Below are 10,627 nucleotides of genomic sequence, written 5' to 3' on the forward strand. Positions count from 1 at the left end.
ACCAGGACCCGAAGCCCTTCGTGTGGAAGAAATCCGCCGAGGAGATCCTCGAATCCCTGGCCCGGTACCTACGGCGCGTCACGGGCGAAGACGCACGAGACCAACTTAGTAAACGAAATTTAGAAGCAGGACACTAGCGGACCACGTCCGGATACTCGGCGAGTCGGACCCTTTCACGCTGCTGATGCAGCTTAGCCTGGCGTCCGCGTACAGAGCGGCGGGCCGGACTGGAGAGGCGATCCCGCTGTACGAGGCCGTGCTCGCCAAGATCAACGCAGAAGTGGGCCCTGATCATCCGGAAACCAAGGCCGTGCGGGCGTTGCTCACCCAGGCTTGCACAGAGCTAACTTGATCGGCTGTGCCGCCCCGACTGGCCTGCACCATCGCTATCCAGGCCGGACGACCATCACCGTCGCCGACCCGCTCCCCAACGACTCCGCCAAGCCCTCGATGCCATCAACCACGACAACTGACTTGCGCACTAGGATGGCCCAACTCGGGCTACACCCGGCTGCTCGGCCTGGACCAGCACCCCGACCTCGCCGCCACCACCCCGGACACGCTGCGCTTTAGGCTGTGGCACCTGCCGGCCAAGCTCGCCGCCCACGCCCGCCGGCGCGTCCTGAAGATCCCGGCCGACTGGCCCTGGGCCACGGCGTTCACCGACTGCTGCAACCGCCTCGCAGCCCTACCCGACCCCGGCTAACCAGCCGGAACCCGACCCAACGACCGCGAATGGAGCAGCACAACCCCATCCGGGCCCGTGGAACCCGGCGCGACCGCGGCGACACGCGACGGCCCGTCACCCGACCCCAGGGGACAAACCGGGCAAGCCACGGGGACAATCAGGAGCCTGCGATACCTGAGTCATTGAGGCTGAAGCCGCTACAGAACCCGGGGCGGTTCACTCTGAGCGCTTGAGCAGGTTTTGAACGCCCCCGAGCGAGGGCGCTCAAAACCGCGGTTTCCAAGTTAGCCTATTTACTCATACACGACTGCGGCGCGGAAGATCGCCGCAATCATGGCCCAGTCAGGATCTTCAGGGACGGGTTGGCGAACAACGTTCTTGAAGAATCCCTCCATCGCCTTTGTCCAGCGGCCCGCAGCGTCGACAAAGTCTGCCGTGGCCAGGTTCTCACTTTGCAATTCTCCGTCATGGAGCCGTTGCGCAAGACCCTGAAGGTAGAGAGCAAGGTCTCCTCGCGACCTGATCTCATTCAGCTCTGCATCGGGCCAGTTCAAGGGGACCACTCTTCCGGGTCAAATTTATTGATTGTTATGGACGTGCCCTCGTTAAGAGTAGTGAACTTCCACGCCTCATTAGCAGCTTCTTCCGGCGTTGCCATCTGGAATGGCATCGGAATTACCGCCTTCTGGAAGGCCACCAGCCGCCGGTTATCCAGTGTATAGATTTGACCATCCTTTACGGTGAGGCGGACCGTCGGGATGCTCTCTGGATCGATATAGCCGGAGCGGAGCCCAGCGGCAGTCTGCTCAATAGTTGTACTATCACCAAACCGGGCGCTCACGGAGTCCTGCGAGAATCTTACTAGACTAGGGTCAATTGTTCCGCCGCCAGTACCACAATTGTGCACCAGGACGGCCGTCTGGCCAGTGACCACGTAGAAGTTGTGAGAGGCGCACCCCTGTCACCAGGACGTTTGTGGCACTGACCTGGCCGTTCGAGTCTGCCGGAGTCCGTAGATGTCTCCTGGTGTCTACCGACGTAGCCGTCAACGGTAGCCGTCAACCACCCGGATTGGTCTAGTCCTTGAATTTAATTTCACAATTCGCTGACCTGCGCGGACGATATCAGAAATGACCATTCTTTTGCGGCCTCCCGCGCAGTCGCCCTGGGTCCGGGGCCGTAGGGCCGGGTTCGGTCAAGGCTCGGCCGAAGGCCGACCGCGCAGCGGCCGAAGGGCCTTGACCGGTTCCGGCCCGCCCCGGAGGATCGGGCGCGCGGGAGACCGGAGCCGGCCTGCCCTGCCGATCAGTTCTTGAAGTTGTAGACCTCTTCGTGGGTGCCGATGGCTTCCCACACGATGTGCGTCTCTCCTTCGACGATCTCGCTGCCGAACCGGAACAGCGCACGACCGTCCTTCGCCCAGGTCAGCGACCAGATCTCGGTGTTGGCGAGCTTGTGCACCCGCAGTTCCGGACTGAAGGACCCGCCCGCCTTGAGGTTGGCGATGAACACCGCCAGGGCGCGCTTGAACGCCGCACGCTGCGCCGCATCGAGCTTGTCCCACTGCCGCTGGAAGGCCGCGATGCTCTCGTATGTCGGCATCAGTTCTCACCGAGCGAGGCGAGAAACTCATCCTCCGACTCGTAAACGGTGCTGTTGCCCGCCAGCCGGTCCGCCTCGGCCTCGGCAATGCGAGCCTGCCAGGTAGGCGTCCAGAACCACGCCTGATCCGCCGGAATTGACAGCGCCGGCGTCAGCACGATCCGCCCTTCCTCCTCGGTCACGATGAACTCGTCGCCCTCGGACAGATGCATGTGCTCAGCGATCTCCCGCGGGATCGTCATGATGTTCTTTTTGCGCAGCGTCGTCTTGTTGGCACGTTCCTTGGTCTGCATAGCACGATCCTCCGCATGGACGACTTTCGTCCTAGACTACCAGTCGGCTCCATCGCGTGCGAGAGATTCGCGGGCTGCCGAACACGCCAGATCACCGGCTCACCGAGACACTCACGCCCACCGAGACCTTGGAGCAGGCAACGGCCGACAACGTGACAGACCGCTGATCCAGGAGCGCTGTCTCTTCACTCGGCGTGTTTCCGGCATCTCAGCAGCTAGCTTCGAGGCGGGGTAAAGGGCCGGGTGGTCATGGCGGCGAAGACGAGGAATGACCGATCCGGCCTACCCCGCCGCGCTGCACGCCCGCAGGGCGTGCCTTGAACCATGTAGAGAGAAGTTCAACCAGACCTCGAGACTTCGCGAGGTTGCACCACCGCTCTACGGCTACGCGCCGCTATCGCCCTGGTCATTCGATCTCGTGAATGCATCGAGGGCAGGGTCCCGTCTGCGGATGCTCTCCAGTTCGGCGATCTTGTCGCGGATCAGCAGCTCGGCCAGCAGGTCCGGGTGGAGCTTCGCGTAATTGCGCCAGGACTCGTGGGCCTGCGCCGCTGCGGCCTCGTCGATGTCACGAAGATCGACGTAGCGTCCAAGCAGCCGTTCCGTCGCCTCCTGGAACTCGGCGAACCTGGCCTCGAAATCCGCACCGCCCCCACGCGGTACCAAGCCCAGCACCGCCGGGGCGTCGCGGTGCACGAAGGTCCCCATCCCGGGCACCGCGCGGGTCAGGCCAGCCACCTTCAACTCGCGCAGCGCCCGCTGGGCCGTCGGCACCGACACCCCGTACTGCTCGGCCAGTTTCGCGGCCGACGGAACCGGTGCGTCCGGCGCCATCCGACCGGCGCGGATCTCCTCGATCACACCGTCCATCACACGCCGGTAGTACGAGCGTGTGTCCTGTGAGTTCCCTTCCATACCAGCATCCTACCCGGCATAACCAGTGTGACCTACGTAACTAACTCATGCATGCGATTGACAGCCGTACAAGCTACGTATGTAAGATACCCAGCATGATGATCCTTCCGATTGATTCCAGCCGTCCCCTGCTCCTTCTCTCCACCCCGTCCCCACAGTTCAAGGACCGTGCCAACGGCGTACCCGCCACCGAACGCGACACCGGCGCCCCGCTGATGGAGGCCACCCTCGCCCTGCCAACCGAGAACGGCGCGCCGCAAGTACTGCGCGTCTCGATCCCCGCACCCGGCGTCCCGGACGGGCTCGCCATGGGCCAGATGGTCAAGGCCACCGGCCTGACGTTCCTGACCGGCGAGAAAAACGGCCGCACCTGGCAGATCTTTCGCGCCGCAGCTCTCACCCCCGGCAAGTAGCCCCGCGCACCAGAAAGCCCCGCCTTTGAACCATATACAGACCCTCCGCCTCGAACACGACACACCCGCCGCCCTCTACCTGCTCGCGTGTACGCGACTCGCGTACCTCGTCGCCGTCCGCCTGGTGCTCGGCGCCGCTCGCCACGCCGTGTGGCAGACCCGCCGCCGGATCAAACGGACCTGGCCGCGCACCGCCCGCCGCCTCGGCCTGACCGTCGAGGAAACCATCCGCTCGTGGATCGCCTCCCCCGGCGCGCCCATCTCCCGCAGGGTCCTGATCCCCAGCATCCGCGCCAAGCGCGAACCGTGGGGCGTCAGGGTCGAACTGCGCACTATAGAAGGTGTGGGCCTGGTCGAGATCGAGAAGGTCGCCGACCACCTCGCCGACGCCTGGCGCGTGCCGATCGTGCGCGCCGAGCAGCACAAGCCCAGCACCGTCACCATCCGCGCCCTGCTCTGGGACCCGCTGACCACCACAACCGACAGCCCTGCCGTCAGCATGGACGGCAGGGCGGATCACGCCGTGGCCTCCTGGCTGGTCGGCACCGACCAGGACGGGCGCACCGCATGCGTGAAGACCAGCGACGTCTCCGGGATCGTGGTCGCCGGGCTCGCCGGCTACGGCAAGACGAACCTTCTGGACAACCGGTTCGCCGCCCTCGCCCCCTCCGACCGCGTGCAATTCGCGGTGATCGACGGCAAGGGCGGACCGGACTGGGATTCCCACGCCCCGCGCTGCTTCGCCTTTGCGAAGGACAGCCCGGAGCAAGCCCACGAGATCCTGTGCCACCTGCACAACCTGCTCACCGCCCGGCAGCACCTGATCCGCGACCGGCTCGGTGTCAAGAACCTCTGGGAGACCGGACCCTCGCAGTCATGGCCGCTGGTCGTGCTCATCGTGGACGAGGCGCACACCTTCTTCTACGAGACCAAGGGCACTGATGCGGAGGCGAAGCAGCGCGATCGGATCGCGCGGGAATCCGCTCGCATCATCGAGGAACTGGTGCGCAAGGGCCGCAACGTCGGCATCCAGATCGTCCTGGCCACCCAGAAGGCCACAGGCGACGCCATCCCCACCAAAATCCGCGACAACTGCCAGGTCGCCATCTCCTTCGCCCAACGCACCTCGGAAGCCGCCATCGCGATCCTCGGCACCGACATCACCCAATACCCCGACGCCCATCCCCGACGCCTGCAAAACCCCGACTACGTCGGCGTCGCCACCCTCGTCGCCGACGGCCGCCCCGGCTACACCCTCGTACGCACCCCCAAAGCCACACCCGACCAGAACATCCAGCGCCTCGCCCGCCAGACCGCACACCTCACGGCCGACCCGCTCACGCTGCTCGGCGGCACCGAGCCCTCGAAAGCAACATCCTGATCATTCGAGACCGGAAGGCCGCCTGATGCACTCCATCCTGCACGTCGCCCTGGTCGTAGGCGCCGACTCCGGCATCGAGACCCGTACCAACGACGTCCTCGGGCCCACGTTGATCCTCGGCGACCACCCGCGCACCGTGGACATCGCCCTGCCCACACGCCCCGAACTCGCCACCGCGTTCCTGACCCGGTTGGCCGAGACCTGCACCACCCTCGCCGCGCGACTCGCCGAGCCGAGCGAGGCGACGCGAGCGTAGCGGCCCCGGCCCGGCGGCGGACCCATTCCGCCAAGAACAGTAGTCCGCCGCCTGGGCCAGGCACCCGCTCCCACCTCCACTTGAACCGCAGAGAACGAGAGCCCCACCATCATGGCAGTCCGCACTGCGGACCGGGCACAGCCCGGCCCGATACCCCCGTCATCCCTCGATCCGGCCGCGCTCCTGCGCATCGGCGTCGCCGACCACCTCACCCGCACCGCGGGTCCTTGTCACCGACCGCTGCGCCTGGCGAAGACGGTCCTCGCCATCGACCACGGCAACGGTCAGCTCCGCGCCCTCACCACGCAGGTCGTGCATGCACGCTGCGGCAACCGGCGCGAGTCGCGCTGCCCGTCCTGCGCCCGCCTCTACAAGTACGACACCTACAACCTCATCGCCGCCGGACTGCGCGGCGGGAAACAGACCCCGGACACGGTCTCTGCGCATCCACGGCTGTTCGTCACCCTCACCGCGCCCTCCCTCGGCCCGGTCCACCTTGGCCCGGCCAAGAACGGGCAGCTCCGCCCCTGCCACCCGCGCCGCAAGGGGCAGGGACCGGACTGCCGCACCTGGCACCGAGCAGACGATCGACTCATCGGCACGCCGCTCGATCCCGAGTCCTACGACTACGCCGGGCACGTTCTGTTCAACGCCCTCGCCGGGAAGCTCTGGTCGCGCTTCACCATCGACCTGCGCCGCCACCTCGCACAGGCCGCCGGCCTTCCGCGCGACCGGCTCGCGCAGGAGGGCACGCTCTCCTACGCGAAGGTCGCCGAATACCAGACCCGCGGCATCGTCCACTACCACGCCGTCATCCGCCTCGACGGACCCGACGGCCCCGGCAGCCCGCCCCCAGGCTGGGCAACCACCGAACTCCTGGAGGATGCAGTCCGCCACGCCGCATCCACCGCCGTCGTCACGACGCCAGAGGTTTCCAGCGTTCCGAGCCGTGCGCTGCGCTTCGGCGCGCAGATCGACATCAAGGCGCTGGAGACCGATCCGCTCTCCGGCCCTGGCCGGGTGCTCACCGAGACGGCCGTAGCCCGATACATCGCCAAGTACGCCGCGAAGTCCACCGAAACCACCGGCATCGAACTCCGACCCCTGGTTTGCCACACCTGCCACGGAACCGGGACCAGCCACGCCGAACTGACCACCGGCGAGAGCATCACGCGGTTCTGCGACACCTGCCACGGGCACGGCCGCGACCACGCCGCATGGACCGAACTCGACGGACCAGGCGTCACCGCGCATGCGCGGACGCTTATCGAAACCTGCTGGAGGCTCGGCGCCCTGCCCGGACTCGACGCGCTCCGTCTCCGCGCCTGGGCCCATCTACTCGGCTTCCGCGGCCACACCTCTACAAGGTCCCGCCGCTACTCCACCACCCTCGCCGCACTCCGCGCCGAGAGGACGGAGTACCAAGCGGCACTCAATGCCGAGAGCACGCCCGCCGACCTCGGCGAGAAGACGACGCTCCTCGTCAACACCTGGCGCTACCTCGGGCGCGCCGAGATCGGCTCGGAGCAGTGCGGCTCGCCGCCGACGCCGGCGATTCATGCCGGAGGCCCGCGATGAACAGACCCGACGACCTGCGCCTATTCACCGTCGGCGACGTAGAGCAGCGCCTCCAACTCTCCCGCGCCAAGGTCTACGACCTCATCCGCACCGGACGCCTGGCCTCCTTCACCATCGGCCGCTCCCGCCGCGTCACCCACACCGCACTCAACGACCTAATCACCACCCTCGAAAACGAAGGACTCTGAGAAATGACGAACCGACGCCCCAACGGCGCAGGCACCATCTACCCGCGCAAAGACGGCCGCTACGAAGGCGCCGCCTGGGTCAAAACCCTCGACGGCCAGCGCACCCGCATCCGCGTCTATGGCCGCACCTGGGAGGAAACCAACCAGGCCCTGATCAAAGCAGTCGCCGAGCACCAGAACGGACCCGGCGCAGTGACCGACAAGCGCACCCTCGCCGCCTACCTCGAATACTGGATCACGCACATCGCCCCGCACCGGGTGCGTGCCAACACCCTCGCCAACTACCGGCAGTCCATCGACATGCACATCATCCCGGCCCTCGGAGCCAAGAAGCTCGACAAGCTCTCGGCCAAGGACATCCGTTCCTGGCTCGACCGGATCGCCGTCCAGTGCCGCTGCTGCGCCCAGCGCATCGACGCCAAGCGCGCCGCGGACAAACAGCGCTGCTGCGCGCTCGGCAACTGCTGCCAACTACTCCCCGCTCCGAGGCGGCTCCAGTACTACCACGGCGTCCTCGCCGTCGCCCTCGCTCACGCCGTACGCGAGGACATGATCGCCCGCAACGTCGCCAAACAAGTTCAGGTCCCCAGCGGACCACCGCGCCGCTACGAACCGCTCACCCTCACCGAAGCCCACGCCTTCCTCGCCGAAACCCGCAGGTTCCTGCACGGCGAGGTCTACGAACTCGCCCTCCGCACCGGCATGCGCCGCGGCGAACTACTCGGACTCCGCTGGACCGACATCGACTTCGAGACCAACACGCTCACCATCCGCCGCACCGTCCAGCGCATCATCGGCCAGGGCAAGCTGGAGATGCCCACCAAGACCAAGAGCTCGGACCGGCGCATCCCCCTCTCCCCGCCCTGCATCAAGGTCCTCAAAGAGCACGTGGCCTTCCAACAGGCCCAGCGCGACCGGGCCGGGAAGAACTGGACCAAGACCGACTACGTCTTCACCTCGTCCGTCGGCACGCCGCTCGAACCCCAGCACATCACCCAGAGCATGAAGACCCTGTGCGAGCGCGCCGGCATCCGCCGCATCCGCTTCCACGACCTCAGACACAGCTGCGCGACCCTGCTCATCGAAAGCGGCGTACCCCTGATCACCGTCAAAGAACTCCTCGGCCACTCCAACATCATGATCACAGCGAACACATACACCCACACCCGCCTACCCCACCAAGCCGACGCCCTCCGACTCCTCGACGACCAACTCGACCGACCCAACCCCAAGCCCCACCGACACAGCGCGACGGGCACCGAGAACAAGCCCGAGAGCGCGGGCGCACCTGAACAAGAACCCACCAGCAGCGACCACAATTCGTAGCCGTCAGCGGTAGCCGTCAAAGTAGCCGTCAAGTCAGTATGGAAGACCCTACGAGGCCCCACCTGAAATACGCAGGCGGGGCCTCGTGGCATTTAAGTAAAGGTGCCAATACAAGCCGAAATTCAAATCGTGAACGTGATAACCTCACGCCAATTCATCAGTAATAGACACCGAAGCGACTGGCAATTCTTGGATTAGCCGAAAGATAGAATCAGATCTGACTTCGGCAAACCATTCTGCTGTAGCTGACGCACCCGGGCCGTCAAAGCACCACGATTCATGATGCTCAGGCAGCGCTTGGACGTCAGGCTCGAATAGCAACTCCGCCCCAACATGTCGATAACATTCATGATCGCCACGATCATTACACTGCTCAAATTGACGAACAAAGCTCAGCGTCAGCATGGGGCGCCCAGTGAAGTTGAATACGCCATACTGGAACAGGAGGCCATCAGAGTCAGGGGTGCCTGGAATTTGGAAGCGCATCGACGCGAAGCGTTCAAAAGCCTGCACAACAGCCTCGATTGAGCCACCCCTTGAGGCTTGCTCGCTGGTCAGCAGCTCAAGGAGTGTCTCGCGTGCGTGTTCGACAGGAAGAGCTTCGGGCATAGTTCTCGCACCTCAGAGTCGCTTGGTGCCGCCCCCGCCTACTTAGAAGACGGGGGCGACGTGGCTTGAAGTAGCAATCTTAGCATCACGGCCACGGTCCGCTCTGAAGCTGATTTCTAATATATCCGAGCACATCGCGAGCTTGATCAGCATTTTGCGCCCATGACATCATTTCATTGACGTTGTCATAGTAAAGATTCGTATGGACTCGCGAATGCACAGCCATGCCCAGAGGGTTACTTGAGGCGCTCCCTCGGGGGAGATAGACGCCATTGTCTGCATCATTAATGTCGATGCCGAAGCTGGCGAGCTGCGCCCTCGCGGACGCCGCCTTTGGCGACGTGCTTGCAACAATGTGATGCGCCGCCGTATCAGCAGGACGGACGGTTCCAGCCGCCTGCATATTGTCGTCCAGTATCTGAGCGTTCGAAGACGTAGTGCAGTTGTGCACCAGGACCGCGGTCCGACCAGCAACCACGTAGAAGTCGTGGTCGGCCGGGACCGTCAGATCCCACATCCAACCCTTGGTTACTGGTGCGGGTTGGCCGCTTACGACCGTTGCGACGTCACCATCCGGCGTGTGCAGCCGATCACCGTTGCGAAGCTTCGCGGCCTCGACCCATGCATGCGTCGTCTCGTCCCAGAAGGCATGGTTCGACGTGGTGTGGATAGTGGTGGTGAGACCACGCTTGCCGTCGATCTTGAGGTCGTAGAGATTTGTGTCGTGGTGCACCATAACCGCCGCGACAGGCTCGACCTGCTTTGTCCCGCTCTTGGTATCGGTCGCCACTACCAGCTGGCCCTCAATAAGCGCGCTGATCTTGACGTGGTCGCCGCTCGCGGTGAGGACTTTAGTGTCTGCGGTGAAGCTGTTACCGCCGCATTTGAGCGTTCTCAACAGCAGGCTGTCTGAGTCATCGAGCGCGCCCAAGCCGTCAAGCCCTGGAGCAAACGTCAAGCCGAACTGGGCGATGCCTTGCTGCATTTCCTGGGTGTTGCCCGTGTCGTAACCGTTGCGGATGGTGTCGACGCCGTCGAGTTGGTCTACGACGCCCTGCCCGGGATTTGACGGATTAGAGGCGACGCCTTGGTTGAAGACGTGCCAGACCCAGCCAATCACTCCCAGCCCGGGCTGTTGCGACGCGGAGGTAATCGCCGTATCGAGAAGGGACGTATCCGCAGGGGGTTGGTATCCGGGACAGCCGGGTATCGAGGAGTCGCAGCCCCCGCTGCCACTGTCCGAGGCATTGCCGCTGCAGTTTCCGTGCCAGTCGCAGGAGCTGCCGTTGCCGTCGCCTGCGGCGCGCAGACCGGTGGGGTCGCTGCCGGTGGTGGGGTCGTTGCCGGCGTAGTCGTAGCCGCCGAGTTGGGTGGGGTC

14 protein-coding genes are annotated in these 10,627 nt (G+C 64.8%); 7 read left to right on the top strand and 7 right to left on the bottom strand.

The window, feature by feature from the left end:
• Nucleotides 1–184 precede the first annotated feature (184 nt).
• Nucleotides 185–352 carry a tetratricopeptide repeat protein gene (locus KGA66_RS32300; protein WP_211471505.1) on the top strand — a complete coding sequence of 56 codons (168 nt, stop codon included), beginning with the start codon at nt 185–187 and terminating at the stop codon, nt 350–352.
• A gap of 629 nt (nt 353–981) precedes the next feature.
• Here the strand turns inward: KGA66_RS32300 and KGA66_RS25595 are convergent.
• The 5 genes from KGA66_RS25595 to KGA66_RS25615 form a co-directional block, all read right to left on the bottom strand.
• Entirely contained in the window at nt 982–1,242 is a 261-nt protein-coding gene (locus tag KGA66_RS25595) for a DUF7660 family protein (RefSeq protein WP_211471509.1), read from the bottom strand.
• Complete coding sequence (locus tag KGA66_RS25600) at nt 1,239–1,529, bottom strand: hypothetical protein (RefSeq protein WP_211471511.1); 291 nt, start codon at nt 1,527–1,529, stop codon at nt 1,239–1,241. The genes KGA66_RS25595 and KGA66_RS25600 overlap by 4 nt, the downstream gene beginning before the upstream one ends.
• A 464-nt stretch (nt 1,530–1,993) precedes the next feature.
• Nucleotides 1,994–2,290, bottom strand: a complete 297-nt coding sequence (locus KGA66_RS25605) for a type II toxin-antitoxin system RelE/ParE family toxin (RefSeq protein WP_211471513.1) — start codon at nt 2,288–2,290, stop codon at nt 1,994–1,996.
• Nucleotides 2,290–2,583: an AbrB/MazE/SpoVT family DNA-binding domain-containing protein gene (locus KGA66_RS25610; RefSeq protein ID WP_211471515.1), complete on the bottom strand. Its 294-nt coding sequence runs from the start codon at nt 2,581–2,583 to the stop codon at nt 2,290–2,292. The genes KGA66_RS25605 and KGA66_RS25610 overlap by 1 nt, the downstream gene beginning before the upstream one ends.
• 384 nt (nt 2,584–2,967) lie before the next feature.
• Nucleotides 2,968–3,498, bottom strand: coding sequence for a GntR family transcriptional regulator (locus KGA66_RS25615; RefSeq protein WP_211471517.1), 531 nt, complete (start codon nt 3,496–3,498; stop codon nt 2,968–2,970).
• Between the two features lie 95 nt (nt 3,499–3,593).
• On the opposite strand from KGA66_RS25615, the gene KGA66_RS25620 reads away from it, so the two are divergent.
• The 6 genes from KGA66_RS25620 to KGA66_RS25645 all read left to right on the top strand — a co-directional run bounded on the left by KGA66_RS25620 (nt 3,594) and on the right by KGA66_RS25645 (nt 8,640).
• Nucleotides 3,594–3,911: a hypothetical protein gene (locus tag KGA66_RS25620; protein ID WP_211471519.1), complete on the top strand. Its 318-nt coding sequence runs from the start codon at nt 3,594–3,596 to the stop codon at nt 3,909–3,911.
• 25 nt (nt 3,912–3,936) lie between these two features.
• Entirely contained in the window at nt 3,937–5,292 is a 1,356-nt protein-coding gene (locus KGA66_RS25625) for an ATP-binding protein (RefSeq protein WP_211471521.1), read from the top strand.
• 25 nt (nt 5,293–5,317) lie between these two features.
• Nucleotides 5,318–5,548 carry a hypothetical protein gene (locus KGA66_RS25630; protein ID WP_211471523.1) on the top strand — a complete coding sequence of 77 codons (231 nt, stop codon included), beginning with the start codon at nt 5,318–5,320 and terminating at the stop codon, nt 5,546–5,548.
• Between the two features lie 111 nt (nt 5,549–5,659).
• Nucleotides 5,660–7,126, top strand: a complete 1,467-nt coding sequence (locus tag KGA66_RS25635) for a replication initiator (protein WP_211471533.1) — start codon at nt 5,660–5,662, stop codon at nt 7,124–7,126.
• A complete protein-coding gene (locus tag KGA66_RS25640; protein ID WP_211471525.1) occupies nt 7,123–7,314 on the top strand; it encodes a helix-turn-helix domain-containing protein in 192 nt (63 codons plus the stop codon). Before KGA66_RS25635 ends, KGA66_RS25640 begins: the two co-directional genes overlap by 4 nt.
• Nucleotides 7,315–7,317: 3 nt before the next feature.
• Nucleotides 7,318–8,640, top strand: a complete 1,323-nt coding sequence (locus tag KGA66_RS25645; RefSeq protein ID WP_211471527.1) for a site-specific integrase — start codon at nt 7,318–7,320, stop codon at nt 8,638–8,640.
• A 144-nt stretch (nt 8,641–8,784) separates the two neighbouring features.
• Here KGA66_RS25645 and KGA66_RS25650 read toward each other — a convergent pair whose 3' ends face one another.
• Both KGA66_RS25650 and KGA66_RS25655 read right to left on the bottom strand, forming a co-directional pair.
• Nucleotides 8,785–9,249 (bottom strand): hypothetical protein, encoded by a 465-nt coding sequence (locus KGA66_RS25650; RefSeq protein ID WP_211471529.1) that lies wholly within the window; start codon nt 9,247–9,249, stop codon nt 8,785–8,787.
• Nucleotides 9,250–9,334: 85 nt separating this feature from the next.
• Nucleotides 9,335–10,627: AHH domain-containing protein (locus KGA66_RS25655; protein ID WP_211471531.1), on the bottom strand; the 1,293-nt coding region annotated here is incomplete at its 5' end.

The organism is Actinocrinis puniceicyclus, assembly GCF_018283645.1.
Lineage (GTDB): Bacteria > Actinomycetota > Actinomycetes > Streptomycetales > Catenulisporaceae > Actinocrinis > Actinocrinis puniceicyclus.

Bases quoted from the DNA above. Each gene is read 5' to 3' on its own strand.
- KGA66_RS32300 (WP_211471505.1), top strand. From the start codon at position 185: ATGCAGCTTAGCCTGGCGTCCGCGTACAGAGCGGCGGGCCGGACTGGA.
- KGA66_RS25605 (WP_211471513.1), bottom strand. From the start codon at position 2,290: ATGCCGACATACGAGAGCATCGCGGCCTTCCAGCGGCAGTGGGACAAG.
- KGA66_RS25610 (WP_211471515.1), bottom strand. From the start codon at position 2,583: ATGCAGACCAAGGAACGTGCCAACAAGACGACGCTGCGCAAAAAGAAC.
- KGA66_RS25615 (WP_211471517.1), bottom strand. From the start codon at position 3,498: ATGGAAGGGAACTCACAGGACACACGCTCGTACTACCGGCGTGTGATG.
- KGA66_RS25620 (WP_211471519.1), top strand. From the start codon at position 3,594: ATGATGATCCTTCCGATTGATTCCAGCCGTCCCCTGCTCCTTCTCTCC.
- KGA66_RS25630 (WP_211471523.1), top strand. From the start codon at position 5,318: ATGCACTCCATCCTGCACGTCGCCCTGGTCGTAGGCGCCGACTCCGGC.
- KGA66_RS25635 (WP_211471533.1), top strand. From the start codon at position 5,660: ATGGCAGTCCGCACTGCGGACCGGGCACAGCCCGGCCCGATACCCCCG.
- KGA66_RS25640 (WP_211471525.1), top strand. From the start codon at position 7,123: ATGAACAGACCCGACGACCTGCGCCTATTCACCGTCGGCGACGTAGAG.
- KGA66_RS25645 (WP_211471527.1), top strand. From the start codon at position 7,318: ATGACGAACCGACGCCCCAACGGCGCAGGCACCATCTACCCGCGCAAA.
- KGA66_RS25650 (WP_211471529.1), bottom strand. From the start codon at position 9,249: ATGCCCGAAGCTCTTCCTGTCGAACACGCACGCGAGACACTCCTTGAG.